The organism is Anaerostipes sp. Marseille-Q3525 (assembly GCF_018223505.1).
In the GTDB taxonomy this organism is placed as follows: Bacteria; Bacillota; Clostridia; order Lachnospirales; family Lachnospiraceae; genus Anaerostipes; species Anaerostipes amylophilus.
In genome coordinates this window covers 1-19163 of the sequence record NZ_JAGTTT010000006.1, presented here as the reverse complement: position 1 = coordinate 19163, position 19163 = coordinate 1, and the positions used below count along the sequence as shown (strand labels likewise).

Annotated in this window: 22 protein-coding genes, 1 pseudogene and 1 other annotated feature; of the genes and pseudogenes, 22 read left to right on the top strand and 1 reads right to left on the bottom strand. The window is 37.5% G+C overall.

Annotated features, from left to right (window positions below):
- Window position 1 precedes the first annotated feature (1 nt).
- From KE503_RS04395 to fba, 13 genes are all read left to right on the top strand, one after another.
- Entirely contained in the window at window positions 2–424 is a 423-nt protein-coding gene (locus KE503_RS04395; protein WP_022374707.1) for a DUF1934 domain-containing protein, read from the top strand.
- A 2-nt stretch (window positions 425–426) separates the two neighbouring features.
- Window positions 427–1578, top strand: coding sequence for a sensor histidine kinase (locus tag KE503_RS04390; RefSeq protein ID WP_117944015.1), 1152 nt, complete (start codon window positions 427–429; stop codon window positions 1576–1578).
- Window positions 1575–2288 carry a response regulator gene (locus tag KE503_RS04385; RefSeq protein ID WP_055196380.1) on the top strand — a complete coding sequence of 238 codons (714 nt, stop codon included), beginning with the start codon at window positions 1575–1577 and terminating at the stop codon, window positions 2286–2288. The genes KE503_RS04390 and KE503_RS04385 overlap by 4 nt, the downstream gene beginning before the upstream one ends.
- 247 nt (window positions 2289–2535) lie before the next feature.
- Window positions 2536–4278, top strand: a complete 1743-nt coding sequence (locus tag KE503_RS04380) for an ammonium transporter (protein ID WP_055196467.1) — start codon at window positions 2536–2538, stop codon at window positions 4276–4278.
- A gap of 893 nt (window positions 4279–5171) precedes the next feature.
- Window positions 5172–6410, top strand: a complete 1239-nt coding sequence (locus tag KE503_RS04375) for an ammonium transporter (protein ID WP_212384575.1) — start codon at window positions 5172–5174, stop codon at window positions 6408–6410.
- Window positions 6411–6426: 16 nt separating this feature from the next.
- The gene (locus tag KE503_RS04370; protein ID WP_022375228.1) at window positions 6427–6777 is read left to right on the top strand and encodes a P-II family nitrogen regulator; all 351 of its coding nucleotides are present in this window, start codon (window positions 6427–6429) and stop codon (window positions 6775–6777) included.
- A 217-nt stretch (window positions 6778–6994) separates the two neighbouring features.
- On the top strand, window positions 6995–7420 hold the full coding sequence (locus KE503_RS04365; RefSeq protein ID WP_022375229.1) for a GNAT family N-acetyltransferase: 426 nt from the start codon (window positions 6995–6997) through the stop codon (window positions 7418–7420).
- A gap of 11 nt (window positions 7421–7431) precedes the next feature.
- Complete coding sequence (locus KE503_RS04360) at window positions 7432–7902, top strand: hypothetical protein (RefSeq protein WP_212384574.1); 471 nt, start codon at window positions 7432–7434, stop codon at window positions 7900–7902.
- Entirely contained in the window at window positions 7880–8248 is a 369-nt protein-coding gene (locus KE503_RS04355; RefSeq protein ID WP_212384573.1) for a DUF2752 domain-containing protein, read from the top strand. Before KE503_RS04360 ends, KE503_RS04355 begins: the two co-directional genes overlap by 23 nt.
- Before the next feature lie 140 nt (window positions 8249–8388).
- Window positions 8389–9135, top strand: coding sequence for a nucleoside/nucleotide kinase family protein (locus KE503_RS04350; RefSeq protein WP_212384572.1), 747 nt, complete (start codon window positions 8389–8391; stop codon window positions 9133–9135).
- A 15-nt stretch (window positions 9136–9150) separates the two neighbouring features.
- Window positions 9151–9429, top strand: a complete 279-nt coding sequence (locus tag KE503_RS04345; protein WP_249182958.1) for an alcohol dehydrogenase catalytic domain-containing protein — start codon at window positions 9151–9153, stop codon at window positions 9427–9429.
- Between the two features lie 37 nt (window positions 9430–9466).
- Window positions 9467–9673, top strand: coding sequence for a hypothetical protein (locus tag KE503_RS04340; protein WP_212384571.1), 207 nt, complete (start codon window positions 9467–9469; stop codon window positions 9671–9673).
- Between the two features lie 136 nt (window positions 9674–9809).
- Window positions 9810–10679 carry a class II fructose-1,6-bisphosphate aldolase gene (fba, locus tag KE503_RS04335; protein ID WP_055196373.1) on the top strand — a complete coding sequence of 290 codons (870 nt, stop codon included), beginning with the start codon at window positions 9810–9812 and terminating at the stop codon, window positions 10677–10679.
- Window positions 10680–10767: 88 nt separating this feature from the next.
- Here the strand turns inward: fba and KE503_RS04330 are convergent, their stop codons facing one another.
- Entirely contained in the window at window positions 10768–11721 is a 954-nt protein-coding gene (locus KE503_RS04330; protein ID WP_212384570.1) for an Rpn family recombination-promoting nuclease/putative transposase, read from the bottom strand.
- Between the two features lie 281 nt (window positions 11722–12002).
- Between KE503_RS04330 and KE503_RS04325 the strand changes: the two genes are divergently transcribed.
- The 9 genes and pseudogenes from KE503_RS04325 to KE503_RS14965 all read left to right on the top strand — a co-directional run.
- The gene (locus tag KE503_RS04325; protein ID WP_212384569.1) at window positions 12003–12179 is read left to right on the top strand and encodes a hypothetical protein; all 177 of its coding nucleotides are present in this window, start codon (window positions 12003–12005) and stop codon (window positions 12177–12179) included.
- A complete protein-coding gene (locus KE503_RS04320; RefSeq protein WP_212384568.1) occupies window positions 12157–12759 on the top strand; it encodes a hypothetical protein in 603 nt (200 codons plus the stop codon). The genes KE503_RS04325 and KE503_RS04320 overlap by 23 nt, the downstream gene beginning before the upstream one ends.
- Before the next feature lie 87 nt (window positions 12760–12846).
- Entirely contained in the window at window positions 12847–13533 is a 687-nt protein-coding gene (locus KE503_RS04315) for a TrmB family transcriptional regulator (RefSeq protein WP_055196369.1), read from the top strand.
- Window positions 13534–13569: 36 nt separating this feature from the next.
- Window positions 13570–14820 carry a diaminopimelate decarboxylase gene (locus KE503_RS04310; RefSeq protein ID WP_212384567.1) on the top strand — a complete coding sequence of 417 codons (1251 nt, stop codon included), beginning with the start codon at window positions 13570–13572 and terminating at the stop codon, window positions 14818–14820.
- Between the two features lie 175 nt (window positions 14821–14995).
- On the top strand, window positions 14996–15664 hold the full coding sequence (gene sdaAB / locus KE503_RS04305; RefSeq protein ID WP_022375222.1) for an L-serine ammonia-lyase, iron-sulfur-dependent subunit beta: 669 nt from the start codon (window positions 14996–14998) through the stop codon (window positions 15662–15664).
- A gap of 3 nt (window positions 15665–15667) precedes the next feature.
- Window positions 15668–16531, top strand: a complete 864-nt coding sequence (sdaAA, locus tag KE503_RS04300; protein WP_212384566.1) for an L-serine ammonia-lyase, iron-sulfur-dependent, subunit alpha — start codon at window positions 15668–15670, stop codon at window positions 16529–16531.
- Between the two features lie 74 nt (window positions 16532–16605).
- Complete coding sequence (locus KE503_RS04295; protein WP_022375224.1) at window positions 16606–17337, top strand: copper homeostasis protein CutC; 732 nt, start codon at window positions 16606–16608, stop codon at window positions 17335–17337.
- Window positions 17338–17517: 180 nt separating this feature from the next.
- Window positions 17518–17769, top strand: a binding site (T-box leader).
- A gap of 128 nt (window positions 17770–17897) precedes the next feature.
- A complete protein-coding gene (locus KE503_RS04290) occupies window positions 17898–18914 on the top strand; it encodes a bile acid:sodium symporter family protein (RefSeq protein ID WP_055196366.1) in 1017 nt (338 codons plus the stop codon).
- A gap of 119 nt (window positions 18915–19033) precedes the next feature.
- Window positions 19034–19163, top strand: a pseudogene (locus KE503_RS14965) (bile acid:sodium symporter family protein); the annotation flags it as partial.

Sequence of the window (19163 nt, the reverse complement as noted above, 5' to 3'; positions counted from 1 at the left end):
AATGACGAAAGAAGTATTAATTAACATTTCAGGGCTTCAGATGGATGTTGATCCAGAAAATCCGATCGAGATGGTAACAACAGGAGCTTATTATTTAAAAAATGGCAAGCATTATATTTTATATGATGAGCTTTCAGAAGATAATGAAGTTACAAAGAATGTCTTAAAGATCGGGCCAAACAGTGTAGAACTTACAAGAAAAGGTCCACAGGGATCTCATATGATCTTTGAGGAGGGAAAAGAAAATCTCTCTTATTATGATACACCATTTGGAAGTCTTTTGATGGGAGTCAATACAAGCAATATTGACTGGATGGAAGAAGAGGAACAGATGCGTTTGCAGGTAGATTATGACCTAAGTGTCAATTCTGACCACGTTTCAAAATGTAAGATTGATGTGAACATTCGCCCAAATGGAGAATAAACATGAAGCAGAATGAAAAAGGGCTGATGCAGTGGGAGAAGGATTTTTTGATTTCGGTTACGATCCTGATCATTGCGACTATCATTGCGCATATTTTTTTCTATCAGACAGCTCACAATATTAATGTGCCAATGATTTATACATTGGCAACTTTTTTTATCTCAAGATATACAAAAGGGTATGGATGGGGGATTGTTTCCTCACTTTTAAGCGTTATTTTTATTAACTGGAGATTTACATTTCCATACTTTAAGATTAATTTTATGATCGATGGATATCCAATGACATTCCTTGGAATTTTAGTGATTGCGATCATAACCAATATGACGACAACAAGCTTAAACCGAGAGAAAGAAGCGGCTGTTAAGAGAGAGAAAGAACTTGCGAAATTAAATGAATATAACAAGCAGATCAATGAGCTTCAGATCGAGAAAGAGAAGGAGAAGATGCGCTCGAATTTATTAAGAGCGATCTCCCATGATCTAAGAACACCGCTGACCGGAATGATCGGGGCAAGTTCAACCTATCTGGAGGCAAAAGATCAGCTTGATGAAGAGGCAAAAGACCAGCTTGTCATGGGAATTAAAGAAGATGCAAACTGGCTGTTAAACATGGTGGAAAATCTTCTTAGTATTACAAGGATTCAGAGCAATGGAAGTGATACACAACCGCATGTAAAAAAGGTGCCAGAGCCTCTCGAAGAAGTGGTGTCAGAAGCAATTCAGCGTTACCATAAGCGTTATCCAGACAGCGAATTAAAGGTGAAGATTCCAGAAGATTTTCTTATGGTACCAATGGATCCAACGTTGATTGAGCAGGTCATTATGAACCTTCTTGAAAATGCATGGGTACATGCAGGAACTCGTGGACCGATTGAACTGGACATCAAAGAAGAAGAAAAGAATGTTGTATTTTATGTTAGGGATCATGGAGTTGGAATTGAACCTGAACGTATTGCTCAGATTTTTGATGGATGTGCAGGAGCAATTGATCATGAAAGCCGCAAGGGAATGGGTATTGGATTAAGTATCTGCAAATCCATTGTTATGGCACATCAAGGTGATGTCTATGCAAGAAACTATGAGGATGGAGCAGAGTTTAGTTTTAGTCTGCCAATGGATGAGGAAGAATTGACGGAGGAAGAAAAACTATGACAGAGATTAAATTTACTGTTTTGATCGTTGAAGATGAAGAAAACATCGGCAATTTCATATCAACGATCTTAAAGACAAATGGCTACAAACCAATTATAGCAACCACAGGAACTCAGGCAATTCAGTGCGCAGAATCATACTGCCCAGATATTATTTTATTAGACCTTGGACTACCAGATATGGATGGAATTGATGTGATTTCTGAGATCAGAAAATGGGCTGTTACTCCGATCATCGTAATCTCAGCAAGAAACAGTGAATCTGAGAAAGTAAAAGCCCTGGATGCAGGGGCAGATGATTATATAACCAAGCCATTTGGCAATCAGGAACTGCTCGCAAGGATCCGTACTGCATTAAGACATAGAAGGCAGCCAATGGAAACAGAGACGAAAACACCGATGTATCATGCAGATCAGCTAAAAATTGATTTTGACAAGAGAAGGGTATTCCTTGGAGAGGAAGAAGTCAGACTTACACAGATTGAATATAAGCTGGTATCTCTTCTTGCAGAGAATGCAGGAAAGGTTATTACATATGAATCTATCATCAAGGATATATGGGGACCTCATGCAGATACAAATAATAGAATTCTTCGTGTAAATATGGCAAATATCCGCCGAAAGATTGAGGAAAATCCAGCGGTTCCAAAGTATGTTTTTACAGAAGTCGGAGTCGGATACCGCATGCTTGAGAACGAATTAAACAGTTAAAATTGTGCTAAAAAAGATACATTTTCTGCACAAAAAATGTTAAAAAACTTATTGACAAATAAAAATGAGACGTTTATAATTCCAACCATAACAAAGGCGTTATGAAATGACACAGATCATTCTTCATAACGCCTTTTCTTTTTATCAAGAAGGATTTCTAAAATCCTTCAATCAATTCATTGAGTACAGACACGCGCGTTTCTTCCTGAATGAAAAGATGAAACTTTCGAAATGGGAGGACAAAGATATGACAAAAGAAATTATGAACGCAATGAACACCCAGATTTTTGGGGTCTGGTTCCTTATCGGAGCCGCATTGGTATTCTGGATGCAGGCCGGATTCGCTATGGTTGAAGCCGGATTTACAAGAGCTAAGAATGCCGGAAATATTATCATGAAAAACCTGATGGACTTCTGTATTGGTACTTGTGTATTTATTCTGATCGGTTTCAGTTTATTACTCGGGGAAGATATGATCGGATTGATTGGAAAACCTGGATTTGATATTTTTACATCTTATGCAAATTTTGACTGGTCTAGTTTCGTATTTAACTTAGTATTCTGTGCAACAACAGCAACGATCGTATCCGGAGCCATGGCAGAAAGAACAAAATTCTTATCATACTGTATTTATTCCGCAGTTATCTCCGCATTGATCTATCCGATCGAAGCACATTGGATCTGGGGTGGAGGATGGTTATCTCAGATGGGATTCCATGATTTCGCTGGATCTTGTGCAATTCATATGGTTGGTGGATTATCCGCACTGATCGGAGCAAAATTCTTAGGACCACGTATTGGTAAATTCACAAAAGACAAAGATGGAAATATTACAAAAGTAAATGCATTTCCGGGACATAACATTCCACTTGGAGCATTAGGAGTATTTATCCTTTGGCTTGGATGGTATGGATTCAATGGTGCAGCAGCAACATCTATTGAACAGTTAGGATCTATTTTCGTAACAACAACAATCTCACCAGCAGTTGCAACTGTTGTATGTATGATCTTTACATGGGTAAAATATGGAAAACCTGATGTATCAATGTCATTAAACGCATCTCTTGCAGGACTTGTAGCAATCACAGCACCATGTGATGTTACAGATGCATTTGGAGCGATCGTTATTGGAGCTGTTTCTGGATTACTTGTTTGTTTTGGAGTATGGTTTTTAGACTATAAATTAAGAATTGATGACCCAGTTGGAGCTGTAGCAGTACATTTCATGAATGGTTTATGGGGAACATTAGCAACAGGATTATTTGCAACAAAAACTGCACCAGGAAGTGAATTAAACGGACTCTTCTATGGTGGTGGATTTGGATTATTAAAGATTCAGATCATCGGTATCGTATGTGTCTGTGCTTGGACAGCCGTAACGATCAGTTTGACATTTACGATCATCAAAGCAACGATTGGTCTTCGTGTAACAGAAGAAGAAGAAATCATCGGTCTGGATGGACCAGAACATGGCTTAACATCAGCATATGCTGGATTCAGTATGATGGATATTTCTAACACAATGATCATGGAAGAAAATGCAAACACTGTTCTTGGACAGGAAGATTACGACAAAGCTTCTGAAGTTCAGAAAGCAGCAGCTGTACAGGTTAGCAAAGCTCCAGATCTTGTAACAGGAATGTATAAAGTTGTTATTATTGCAAAATTAACAAGATATGACAAGTTAAGAAAAGCAATGAACGATGTTGGAGTTACTGGTATGACGGTTACTCAGGTCATGGGTTGTGGTATCCAGAAAGGTGCTGGAGAACGATACAGAGGTGCTGAAGTCGATGCAACATTACTTCCAAAAGTTAAAGTTGAAGTCATCGTCGGAAATATCCCAGTTGATAACATCATCGAAGCTGCGAAGAAAGCCCTTTACACAGGACATATCGGAGATGGTAAGATCTTTGTATACAACGTAGACAAAGTTATCAAAATCCGTACAGGAGAAGAAAATCTTGCAGCATTAGCAGATGTTGAATAAGAATTAAATTTTAATTCTTGTAGTTGGCCAACTGTAGATTTTGAGTATATGAAAAAAATAAATAAACGATCGGAAGAGCAGCTAGAGAATTTTCCTCACGTTTTTTACAGATCGCTGATCCGCCGGCTTTCCTTGCGTAACTCGCCTTCAAGGGTATTCAAAACAGAAACTCTATGAGGCTCAGACAACGCACCAAGCCGGCTGCGAATCCGTAAAAAACATGGCAAAATTCTAATGCTGCGCTTCCGATCGTTTATTTATTTTTTATCATATACCAGAAGTCTAAAGTGTGGACAATTACAAGATTGAAAAATTCAAGTGGGGGTGTATGGAGAACAGCATTGATTGTAAAATAGGAAATTTTCAGACAGAAGGTGCTTGTAGATTTTAGCTAAACTTCTGTTAACGAATACAAAAATTATCAATCAATACCATACAACATACACACTGTATAGTGGTTTGAATCACGTAAATTATTTGAATATTATAAAAAGAGATCATGTGTCGGCAACCGTACGGACACGTCTGCACTTAGCGAGTGGATGGTCGTTAGACCATTCAGGAGCTTAGTACAGCTACGTGGGAGTCCGAACGCAAGTGGGTTGCAGACACATGATCTCTTTTTATAATATTCCACCAATAATTTCCGTCATTCAAATCACAATTGTCTTGATAAAAATACATAAATAAATCTTGCATTTTAAAACACCTTTTGTTACTATAAACGTGACAAAGGAGTCAAAGCATAAGTTAAAGTGTGCTTTGGCTCCTTTTTCTTTTATAGAAAAGACTATAAAAGAAAACATTCTCTCGAGAGATTTTCAAAGATGTCAGAACCAGCTACTCTGACGAGCATAGAAGCATATTTGAAAATGAGAATGGAGGAATATATTATGAACGCAGGAGATACAGCATTTATACTGCTATGTGCAGCATTTGTATTTATTATGACACCAGGCCTTGCATTTTTCTATGGAGGAATGGTACGAAGGAAAAACGTTGGAAACACGATGATGCAGTGTGTATTCATCATGGGAGTTTCCGTGATCATGTGGGTACTTGTTGGATATGCATTATCTTTCGGAGGAAACCACGCAGGGATCATTGGAGGAGCAAAATGGTTTGGTTTTAACGGAGTCGGAATGAAACCGGGACCTTACGCATCTACGATTCCAAACCTTGCATTTGCAGCATTTCAGATGATGTTTGCAATGATCACACCAGCGTTGATCACAGGATCTGTCGCAGGAAGAATGAAATTTAAGGCATTAGTTCTTTTTATTATTTTATGGTCATTGATCGTTTACTATCCAATGGCACATATGGTATGGGGTGAAGGCGGATTCTTAGCCAAGATCGGATCAGTTGATTTCGCAGGAGGAAATGTTGTTCATATCACATCAGGTGTGAGTGGACTGGTATTAGCATTAACACTTGGAAAACGTCGTGGATATGACCAGGGAGTTTACCACGTACATAATACACCGTTTGTATTTTTAGGAGCTGCACTGTTATGGTTTGGATGGTATGGATTTAATGCAGGAAGTGCTCTTGCAGCAAATGGACTTGCAGCACATGCATTTATGACAACTTCAGTTTCAGCAGCCGCAGGACTTGTATCATGGATGCTGATCGAAGTATTTTCAGAAGAAAAAACAACTTTAGTTGGAGCTTCCACAGGATTAGTGATCGGATTAGTAGCGATCACACCAGGAGCTGGATTTGTCCCAATGTGGGCAGCAGTCATCTGCGGATTATTAGTCAGTCCAATCTGCTACTTTGGAGTTAAACTGATCAAAGGAAAATTAAAGATCGATGATGCATTAGATGCCTTTGGCTGCCATGGAATCGGTGGTATCTGGGGAGGTATCGCAACAGGATTATTCGGAATGACATCCATCAACGGAGTTGCCAAATGGAATGGACTTGTCTTTGGAGAGACAAGATTATTTGTGGCACAGATCATAGGAATTTTTGTATCTATCGCAGTTGCAGTTGTAGGAAGTTTGATCTGCATTGCGATCGTTCGTATCTTTACTCCACTTCGAGTGGAAGAAAGAGCCGAGAAAATCGGATTGGATGTATCAGAACATGGAGAAAATGCTTATCCAAGCTTTAACGGTTTAGATTAAAAAGAGGTGAAAATATATGCTGATCAAAATTAATGCGATCGTCCGCGAAGAAAAATTCGAAGACGTCAAAGAAGCTTTGAATAAAATCGGAGTTAACGGAATCACAGTATCACAGGTCATGGGATGTGGAGCTCAGAAAGGGTTTACGGAAGTTGTCCGTGGTACCAAAGTTGATATGTTGATGAGACCAAAAATTAAATTTGAGATTGTGGTATCCTCTGAAGAATGGGAGAGAAAAACAATTGAAGCCATTCAGAAAGCTGCATTTACAGGAGAAGTCGGTGACGGAAAGATCTTTAGTTATGAAGTAAGAAATGTAGTGAAGATCCGTACTGGGGAACGTGATGTAGATGCACTACAGGATTAGGTCTTAAAATATCTACTATTATATAGAAGAAACAGGTGATTTTTGTGGAAAAAATAAAAATCATCTGTTTTTTTGTGTATAAGATCATAAATTTTAGCACAAGATACTCATTTCTTGTATTCTGATAAAATTCGTGATAAGATGATAGCCAATTAAAGAAATATTTTATTTTATAAGGAAACCACTATTATTATGGAAGAAAGAAGAAAAAGAAAGAATGAAATTAGTAACACTAGTATCAAATAATGTAGGAGTTGATACATATCTTGAATTAAGAAAAGCAGTCAACTTCAAACCATTATCAAGAACACAGGCGAAGAAAGCATTAGATAACAGTTTGTATATTGTCTGTGCATACATTGATGCAAAGATTGTAGGAATGGGACGACTCGTCGGTGACGGGGCTGTCATTTGCTATATTCAGGATCTGATGATCCATCCAGACTACCAGCATTATGGAATTGGAAGTGCGATCATTGAAGATCTGATCAAGTATGTAGAGGATCTTTGTGAAGAGGGAACAGAGATCATGCTTGATCTGATGTGTGCAGTTGGACGAGAGCCGTTTTATCATAAGCATGAATTTATTTCGCGTCCGACAGATAAATTAGGACCAGGAATGATTCGCTACATTAGAAAGTAGAGGAGAAAAGAATGGAAGATAAAAGATACGATCCATATACTGGATACGAGATCAAAGATGAGGATCAGAGACAAGAAGATCAGTCAAGATATGAAAACGAAAACATGAGATACAATCATTACAACACACAACAGGAAGCAAATGTTGATCAACAGGCACAAACAAGTGGAATTGCCCTTGCAGCAATGATCTTAGGAATCATTTCTGTTGTATGTATGGTCAGCTGTTGCTGCACACCGATTGCGATCATCACTGGAATCGCAGCGATCATTTGTTTTGCAGTGACTCCAAAAGTCAATGAGACAAGAGGAAAGAAAGCGAAAGCAGGACTGATCTGTGGAATCATAGGGATCATAGGTTCTATCATCTTGATCACAGTTTTTGTTATGAATATTCTGCTCAGTGCAGATTTCCAAAATGAAATGAAAGAGTTTAATACACATTATGATACATATATTGATGAAAATGATGATTCTATATAAGATCATAAGAAGTATGCCCTGCTTTTTCAAAGAAGTTACACATTTTTACTGTCCGGCATGTGGCGGAACAAGAAGTGTGATCGCGCTACTTCATTTGGATATTGAGAGAGCATTTTTCTGTAATCCAACGGTTGTATATACCGAGATTATGTTTCTATGGTGCATGATAGGATGGATGATAAAGAAGCTGACAGGCAGAGAGATTGGGATCATGAAGCCAAGACTTTGGATGTTGATCTTGGGAATATGTATCTTCTTTGGATTTGCAGTGATCAGAAATATCATGGTATATCAGTTCGGATATGATTATCTGGGAGATCTCATTGATTACACAAAATTTAACTAAATATTTGTCACGGATCAGAAGTGCCATCTTTTTTATAACATAAAAAGATGGCACTTTTTAATGCTGCCAAACTAAAAAGTCTATTCCTTGTATCTGCAAAAGAACATATCGTATAATAAGTATAAAGAAAGAGGTGGCATATGAAAGAATGGAAAGAATATTTAATTAAAGTCAATGGTTTTGAAATGAAAGCAGTTTACAATGAAGAAACGATCCGAGAAGTGTTTCTTCCATTATTAAAACATTTACATGAACTGCAGAAACAAAAAAATGAAAGACTCATAGTATTTATGGCAGCACCACCAGCGGTTGGGAAGACGACATTAAGTCAGTTCTTAGAATATTTATCCAAAGAAGAACAAGAACTGACAGAGATTCAGGCATTGGGACTTGATGGATTCCATTATCATTCTGATTATATTAATTCACACGACGCGGTAGTATTTGGAGAGACAGTACCAATGAAACAGGTTAAAGGATGTCCAGAAACATATGACACGGCAAAGGTAAGGAAGAAACTGGAAAAGATCAAAACAGAAGATATTTTATGGCCGATTTATGACAGGAATCTTCATGATGTAGTAGAAGATCAAATTAAAGTCACAAAAGATATCATTTTAATCGAAGGAAACTGGTTATTGTTAAAACAGGAACCTTGGAGATCTATGCAGCAATATGCAGATTATAAGATTTTGATTCTTGCAGAAGAAGAGATGTTAAAAGAACGTTTAGTTTCAAGAAAAGAAAAAGGTGGTTCTTCAAGAGAAGAAGCCGAAGCATGGTATCAAAATAGTGACAGTAAAAATGTAACAAGAGTTTTAAGAGATTCCTTACAAGGAGATCTGTTATTAAAAGTAGAAGGAGATAATGATTATATCAAAATGTAGGAGGTATGATTGATCATGAAAGCAACAGCAGCAGTACTATCAGGGAAAAATCAAGTTTACATAAAAGAAGTAGATCTTCCAGAGATTGGAGAGGAAGAGTTACTTGTAAAAATTGTATCAAACAGTGTATGTCTTTCCACATACAAAGCAGCGATCCGAGGAGGAGATCATAAACGAGTTCCGGATGATGTAAGCAAAGAACATCCAGTTATCACAGGACATGAATTTGGCGGATATATAGTGAAAGTTGGAGAAAAATTAAAAGATCAATTCAAACAACACCAAACGAGTTGATGAAGAACTAGCAAAATCTCAGGAAAAATTCAAAGCAATGAAACAGGAAGGAAAAGATATTTTATCTGGAACAAAAGGAGAAGCAGTTTCTACAGCAGATATCAACAAAGTTGTATTCGCATGTGACGCAGGATTAGGAAGTAGTGCAATGGGTGCAACATCATTTAGAAAGAGCACAGGGAGCAAATCCGGGAATTCGTATTGTAACCATTCAAAACTTTTTAAAAGATCAGAACATCGATGATTTATATGAAGAGATTGTGCAGAAAAATCAGAAATAATATATGCGTGGGTTGCAACTCAGAACTTGCAACCCACGTATAAATAGAGTATAATGAACTAGATGTGAAAAAGTTAACGAATTATATGGAGGACAAACTATGTTAGTATCAGCAAAAGAAATGTTAAACAAGGCGAAAGCCGGACATTACGCAGTTGGACAGTTCAACATCAACAACTTAGAATGGACAAAATCTATTTTATTAGCAGCAGAAGAGACAAGATCTCCAGTGATCCTTGGTGTTTCTGAAGGAGCAGGAAAATATATGACAGGATACAAAACTGTTGTAGGAATGGTTAACGGAATGTTAGAAGAATTAAACATTTCTGTACCAGTAGCTCTTCACTTAGACCACGGTTCTTATGAAGGATGCTACAAATGTATCGAAGCTGGATTCTCTTCTATCATGTTTGATGGATCTCACTATCCAATCGAAGAAAACATTGAAAAAACAAAAGAACTTGTAAAAGTTGCAAAAGGAAAAGGAATGTCTATCGAAGCCGAAGTTGGATCTATCGGTGGAGAAGAAGATGGAGTTATCGGTAGAGGTGAATGCGCAGATCCTAAAGAATGCAAATCAGTTGCAGATCTTGGAGTAACAATGCTTGCAGCAGGAATCGGAAACATCCACGGAAAATACCCAGAAAACTGGGAAGGATTAAGCTTCGAAACATTAGATGCAATTCAGCAGTTAACAGGAGATATGCCATTAGTATTACACGGTGGTACAGGAATCCCTGATGATATGATCAAAAAAGCAATCTCTCTTGGAGTAGCTAAGATCAACGTTAACACAGAATGCCAGATTGCATTTGCTGAAGCTACACGTAAATATATCGAAGATGGAAAAGACCTTGAAGGAAAAGGTTTCGACCCTCGTAAATTATTAGCACCAGGTGCTGAAGCTATTAAAGATATGGTAATTACAAAGATTAAATTATTCGGATCTGAAGGAAAAGCTGACGAATAAGATTTGCCATTTTTTGACGAAATTGAATATTGATGATGTAAATATCAATAAAGTAAGAACTCCACAGCGTAGGCTGTGGAGTTCTTTGTTAGTTGTTAGTTTTATTAGTTGAAATGTAGATTTTATAAATTTCTTCGACAGTTAGATTGATATTTTGTGTAACACATTCGTAAAGTGATTGAATGTCGGTAGGTTCTTCTTCCAGTTCGTCAGCAATTTGAATTAAAGATTTCGACTTCTGGATTTTCTTTTTAATGAGTTGAATGAATCTAAAAGTTTCTCCTTCCGCACGTCCTTCCGCACGTCCTTCTGCACGTCCTTCCGCATGTCCTTCTGCACGTCCCTCAGCCAATCCTTCTGCACGTGCTTTTCGTTTCTCAAGAATCTTTTCTTCCCATTCCTGCATATATTTCACTCCAATCTCTTCGCTGGATTTCACAACATTGACGTGATCCTTGATTTCCTGAAGACGTGATGTGGAACAAGTAACATCTTCGGTAGTATGCTCCATATAATAAAGAAGTTCCTTTAATTCAGGACTGATATCCTTAGGATTTTTACCATGAGTGTTTAAGAAAATGCGGATAGCACCATCTCCTAAAGTTTGTCCAGTTTCATTACAGGTCATTTGAAAAGTATATTGATATAATTCTTTTCCAAATAGATCAAAAGGTGCAATAATAATGGAATAACAGTCTTTCATATTTGAAAAATCCACTTCTCCAGGATCTAGTAATTTAGAATCAATCAAAGCCTGATAAAAACGACTTCTATGAGGAAGATTTTTCGTATTTTCTTTTTGAGCTTCTACATTGTAAACAGCATCAGCTTCATCTTCTGCCCATACATCGAGTCGAACTTGTCTTTTTAAAGGTGAAGTCCGGCTTTCATGTTCAGACTGTGGTCGGCCTTGAATTGAGATATCTTCTCCAAGAATAATAGACAGTATATTCTCAAATGTCTTAGAATCTTCCATAACTTCAGCAAATAAAAAACGGTCAAGTAATGTTAAATCCTGTAGCGATTTTTTGTTTTTAGCCATAAGTTTCTCCTTTCATTGTATCGGAAAATGTAGATAGTGACAAGCACTATTAGACAAGAAACTAAACAAATTAGTAAATAAATTTGTGCTATAATAAATATTTGATTTGGAAACAGATTAAAGAAGGGATAAAGAAATCTGTAAAATATTTACAAGGAATATATTAACAGTTATAAGAATAAATGTCAATATAAAATATAGACAAGTAATTATGTATCAGATATACTAAAAACATCTTTTGAATAAAGTTATTAAAATAGACTAAGAGGGGAGACAAATTCATGAAAAAAAGCAGCATAGAAGCAGTTAAAAAACAATGGTTTACAAGTATTATACTTATCCTGTTTGCTGTCTGGATTGTCATAAATCCGGCAGGTGGTTTAATGAGGCAAATGATACTTATATTTTTACTTTTCTTTTCGCAAGATGAGAGAAATGTCTTTTTCAATATTGCATGAAAATCTACAAAAGCAGATGGATACATTTTCAGATCTTACAACGTTTACATATCAAGGGGAAAAGTATGAAACGTCAGATGGCGGTGGAGATGGAGTAATGAACTTTGGGTTTTATGAAGTTTCAAAGAAGGATTATAAAACAGCTTTCTGGCTCAAAGATACGATGAGTAAGCAGGATAAAAAGATTGCTAAAATAATTCCATGGTGGAAAGGGCAGGCAGAACCTGTTTACACTATTCCATCAAAAAGCGGCTGCAAAATGGTATTTATCGATCCGGATCATGATATGATGCAGATCGTATTCTGGAAGATCAAAGACAGAATAAAGATTACCAAATATTATACAGATTTTAATAATTATGATTTTACACTTACAGATTCTAAAACAAATAAAGAGAGAAAAATCTCTTCAAAAGAAGCAATGAGATATGCAAAATTGCAGCAGATCAAAAAAGAAGCAAAAAATGTAAAACAGAAATATAACATTAGTGGAGACAGCAAAGACAAAGTAGCCTATGTTGATTTTGACATCATGACAGTTGGTGGAAAAGAGTATGTGGGAAAAGAAGAAGAGTTGTAAGAAAAATTCTCAGAATGTCAAGGAAAGCTTGACATTCTTTTTTAATTCAACTATAGTAGTCCTAGATAGGAACACGAGGTGAAAGTGATGGATAATGTAGAGCGTCTGATGGAGTTTGGACTCACAAGACATGAAGCCAGTCTTTACATTTTACTGACACTGGAAGGAAGCCTTAATGGATATGAGGCAGCCAAGCAAAGCGGGATTTCAAGATCTAACGCATACAATGCACTGGCAGGTCTGGTAGACAAAGGTGCAGCCTATATACAAGAAGAAGATACAGTTCGTTATACACCGGTTGCGATCGAAGAATTCTGCAGCAATAAGATTAGACATCTGGAACAGAAGAAGACAGAGCTGAAGGAAGAACTTCCAGGCAAACGAAAGAACGAAGGCGGTTATCTGACGATCAAAGGCGAAGAACATATTTGCGATAAGATCATCGATATGCTGCTTCAGGCAGAAGAGCGAGCATATATCTCTGTATACAATGAGCGACTGGAGATGTTCCGGGAATACTTAGAGAAGATGGTAAGTGAAGGCAAGAAAGTTGTGATCATAACGAATGAACCATTCGAATTAAAAGGAGCAACTGTTTATCTGACGCAATGTAAGAAGGAACAGATCCGGCTGATCACAGATTCCAAAGATGTTTTAACAGGAGCGATCACGAACTGCTACGAGGCAACCAGTCTGTATTCCAGCAACAACAATCTGGTGGAAGTATTTAAAGATGCACTGGCCAATGAAATACAACTATTAAAAATGCAATAAATATACAAAAAGTATAAAAGAAAGGAACAAAACACCATGGCAAAAGTACCATTTGTAACAAAAGAACAGTTAGATGAGATCGTAAAGAAATACCCAACTCCATTTCATTTATATGATGAAAAAGGAATCCGTGAAACAGCAAGAGGATTATACAAAGCATTTTCATGGAATAAAGGATTTAAAGAATATTTTGCAGTAAAAGCAACACCAAACCCAACAATCTTAAAGATCTTAAGAGAAGAAGGATGCGGAACAGACTGCTCATCTTTAACAGAACTTATGATGTCAGATCGTTGTGGATTCGATGGAAGCGAAATCATGTTCTCTTCTAACGACACACCAGCAGAAGAATTCATCCTTGCAAAACAGTTAGGTGCAACGATCAACTTAGATGACATTACACATATCGAATTCTTAAAAGAATGTGCTGGAATCCCAGAAAAGATTTCCTGCCGTTATAATCCGGGTGGAGTTTTCGCATTAGGAACAGATATCATGGATAACCCTGGGGATGCAAAATATGGAATGACAACAGAACAGATTTTTGAAGCATTCAAACAGTTAAAAGAACTTGGTGTCAAAGAATTTGGAATCCACTCTTTCCTTGCAAGTAACACAGTTTCTAATGAATACTACCCAACGCTTGCTAAACAGTTATTTGAATTAGCAGTGAAATTAAAAGAAGAAGTTGGAGTTCATATCGGATTTATCAACTTATCTGGTGGAGTCGGAATCCCTTATCTTCCAGATCAGAAAGGAAATGATATCGCAGTCATTGGTGAAGGAGTACACAAAGTATATGATGAAATTCTAGTGCCAGCCGGAATGGGAGATGTGAAGATCTTTACAGAGCTTGGACGTTATATGCTTGCACCAAACGGAGTATTAGTAACAAAAGCAATTCACGAAAAACATACACATAAAGAATATGTCGGTGTTGATGCGTGTGCAGTAAACTTAATGAGACCTGCAATGTATGGTGCATATCATCACATCACAGTTATGGGTAAAGAAAATGAACCAGCAGATCATGTATATGACATCACAGGATCACTTTGCGAGAATAACGACAAATTCGCGATCGACCGTAAATTACCTAAGATCGACATGGGAGACCTGTTAGTGATCCACGATACAGGAGCACATGGATTTGCAATGGGATACAACTACAATGGTAAATTAAAATCTGCAGAGATCTTATTAAAAGAAGATGGAACAACAGAAATGATCCGTCGTGCAGAAACACCAGACGATTACTTTGCAACAATCAAAGGATTTAATTTCTAAGAGATTTTTTGAAAATGATCAGAAGATTGATCAAAGATGTTCCAAAGCAGGGCAAGTATAGGAAATTCTATACTTGCCTTTTTCATGCTTTACGAGTAAATTATATAAAAAGAGGAAATAAGTACAAAACACAGCATTTCAAAGACGAAAGGCATACACAGACAGGAGAAGATATATGAATTTATTTGACATCGTAGGACCAGTGATGGTCGGACCGTCGAGCTCTCACACAGCAGGTGCTGTAAGAATTGGACAGGTATCAAGACATCTGCTCGGAGAATCGGTAAAAGAAGCAAAAATACTATTACATGGCTCATTTCTAGCAACAGGAAAAGGACATGGTACAGATAAGGCATTAGTTGCAGGACTGCTTGGAATGACGGCCGATGATATCCGTATTCCGGATAGTTTTGAGATTGCAGAAGAATCTGGAATGAAATTTGAGATTGGAAAGATTCAGTTAAAAAATGCACATCCAAACAGTGTAAAATTATTATTAGTCGGGGAGTCAGGAAGAAATCTTGAGATCATAGCCTGTTCCTTAGGTGGCGGAAGAATCAAGATCTGTACGATTGACGGACTGGAAGCAAACTTTAGTGGGGAATATACAACGTTAGTTGTACACAATGATGATCAGCCGGGTCATGTAGCAGAAGTGACATCTATGCTTGCTCACAAATCTGTCAATATCGCAACGATGCAGCTATACAGAGATCATCGAGGCGGAAGTGCAGTTATGGTCATTGAATGCGACAAAGAAATACCAGAAGAAGGTCTGAACTTTTTGGAACGTCTGGAAGGAATTCAGAAAGTTACCTATCTTGCAAAGATGAAGGAGGACTAGAGTATGGGATTTACATCAGTAGAAGAAATTGAAACAAGAGCAAAAGCAGAGGATTGTCAGTTATGGGAAGCAATTTTACATGATGATATGACAGAACGACAAGTAGATCGTCTAGAGTCCATTGGCAAGATGAGTAGCATGTATCTGGCAATGAAAGAAGCCAATGAAAATTATGACAAAGATTTAAGATCCAGAAGCGGATTATCCGGCGGTGACGGTGAAAAAATGATGGAAGAAGTCAGAAAAATGCAGAACTTAACCGGTGAATTTGTCGGAACTGTTATGGCAAATGCCTTAAAAATGGGAGAATCCAATGCCTGTATGAAACGAATCGTAGCAGCACCAACAGCCGGAGCCTGCGGAGTACTGCCAGCGGTACTGATCACATACGAACAGTTTTATAAGATTCCAGAAGCGAAGATGTTAGAAGGAATGTATATTGCAGCTGGAGTTGGACAAGTTATTGCCGAACGTGCCTGCATTGCAGGAGCGCAAGGCGGATGTCAGGCTGAAATCGGTTCTGCTTCCTGTATGGCAGCGGCAGCGATCACTTATATCCGTGGTGGCAGCACAAAGCAGGTGTTTGATGCAGGTGCATTTGCATTAAAATCTCTGTTAGGACTGGTATGCGATCCACTAGGCGGACTGGTAGAAGTTCCATGTATCAAAAGAAATGTCATTGGATCCGTCAATGCGATCACAGCTTCGGATATGGCAATGGCGGAAATTGAAAGCAAAGTTCCATTAGATGAGGTTATTGATGCAATGGCGGAAGTTGGTGATCTATTACCATGTTCGTTAAAAGAAACGAGTCAGGCAGGACTTGCTCAGACGGAAACAGGGAAAAAATATATGCCAGAATCATAAGATATTCTAAATAAATTTATTAATGATCTATGCTATAAAGATAAAATATTTGTGAGTAAAGGAAGGAAACAAAAATGATAGAAGTATGTTGTGGAAGTTTCGAAGATGCCATGATGGCAAGTGAATGTGGAGTAAAAAGAGTAGAATTAAATAGTGCATTAAGTTTAGGAGGATTAACACCATCCTTAGGAAGCCTGATCATGATCAAACAATACAGTGATATCGAAGTCGTATCTATGGTAAGAGCCAGAGCCGGCGGATTTTGCTATACAAACTATCAATATGAACAGATGCTTGAAAATCTCAAATTATTATTGGCTTATGGAACAGATGGAGTTGCCTTTGGATTTTTAAATGAAGATCGTACAGTTGATAAAAATCGCTGTCAGGAATTTTTAGAAAATGTAAAAAATGAAGGACGTAAGGCAACGTTTCACAGAGCATTTGATTGCACAAGAGACCCATATGAAGCAATCGAAACATTGATCGATCTAGGCTTTGACCGTCTGTTAACAAGTGGACAGGAAGCAACAGCAGAAGAAGGAATTTCATTATTGGCAGATCTTCAAAAAAAATATGGAAATCAGATCGAGATCATTGCAGGCTGTGGAGTCAATGAAAACAATGCCGAAAAGATCATGAAAAAAACAGGAATCAAACAGTTACACAGCACATGCAGAGGCTGGGGAGTTGATGCGACAGGAATGGGAGAAAGAGTATCCTTCCAGGTATCCGACGAAGACGGAGATAGGTATCGTAGTGTATCTGTAGATAGAATTAAGAAATTTGTAGAAATCTGTGGATAAATTGTGATTGGGCGAAATGTTTAAGATACATTTAAACTTCATATCTTCTGTCTGAGAAAAACCCAGTTTACAGTCAGTAACATTCTCCATACATATCCGGTAGTGGTTTCGATGACGGAAATTAAAACTTGACAAATAAAATGATAGGACTATAATATATTTTAAATAAATACACTTCACCGAAATTCGTTGAAGAGAACAACGCTGTTTTTGAATCAAGTGTTTCAGAGAGTCTGCGGTTGGTGTGAGCAGATACATTTTCATGAACAGATATCATCTCTAAGATGCGGACTGAACATTACTTGACATTGATATTTCTAACCAGTAAGTCTCGCCGGAATCCTCCGTTAAAAGGAAAGCGTATGTTAGTACGTTAAGAGCTGTAATTTTATTGCAGAAATTGGGTGGTAACGCGGAATATTCGTCCCTTTTCAGATTTTTCTGAGAAGGGGCTTTTTTATTTCATAGGAAATTTCGATGAAATCCTCTATGAAATAAAAAAATTTCAGAAATAACGGATAAACGAAAGGCGGTGAGGAATATCAGGAGGTAATATACATATGAAACAACTACAAAAACTAAGCAAATTTTTATCAGATTACACATCAATCGTCGTAATCGCAATCGCAGTCATTACATTTTTCTTACCATCATTAATGGGGTGGGTAAATTTTCAGTTATTTACAGATCCAGTAGCAAATAAATTCACAAGCCAGTCTATTATTATCGGAATTATCATGTTCAGCATGGGATTGACACTGACAACAGAAGATTTCAAAATCCTTGCACAAAGACCATTTGACATCTGTATCGGAGCAATCGCTCAATATCTGATCATGCCATTTTTAGCATTTGGAATTACAAAAGTATTAAATCTTCCAGATGGAATCGGACTTGGACTAATCCTTGTAGGATGCTGTCCAGGAGGTGTATCATCCAACATTATGTCTTACCTTTGTGGTGGAGACGTTGCATTTTCTGTAGGAATGACAACAGTATCAACAATACTTTCACCAGTCATGACACCACTTATGGTATCATTCTTGGCAAGCGGAGCAAAAATCACAATCAACGGACTGCCAATGTTCGTATCTATTATTGAAACAGTTATTGTACCAGTAGCAATTGGTTTTGTATTAAACCATGCATTAGGAAAAAATGAAACATTCAAAGAAGTTCAGAAAGTCATGCCTGGTGTTGCAGTTTTAGGACTTGCATGTGTAGTTGGAGGGGTTATCTCATCACAGGGATCAAAATTCTTCCAGTCAGGAATAGTAATCTTTGTCGCAGTATTACTCCACAACAGTTTAGGATACTTCCTTGGATATTGTGCAGGACGATTAACTGGAATGAATACAGCAAAGAAAAGAACAATCTCTATCGAAGTTGGAATGCAGAATGCTGGACTTGCAACAAACTTAGCAACAACAACAGCACAGTTTGCATCAACACCAGAATCTGCGATCATTTGTGCAGTATCTTGCGTATGGCATTCAATCTCTGGAACATTATTAGCGGGAATGTTTGCGCAGTATGATAAGATGAAAGACAGAGATCATAAAACAGTAGAAGCATAAATTCTGATTTGCGATGGTAGGCTTTCGTATATGTGACGGAAATAAGATAACAAGAAATATTTATAAGAAACCGGTGGCAACACGCAGATTTTAAGAGCGTTTTTAACAAATCACTTATCCGCGGTGTTGCAGTTTTAGGACTTGCATGTGTAGTTGGAGGGGTTATCTCATCACAGGGATCAAAATTCTTCCAGTCAGGAATAGTAATCTTTGTCGCAGTATTACTCCACAACAGTTTAGGATACTTCC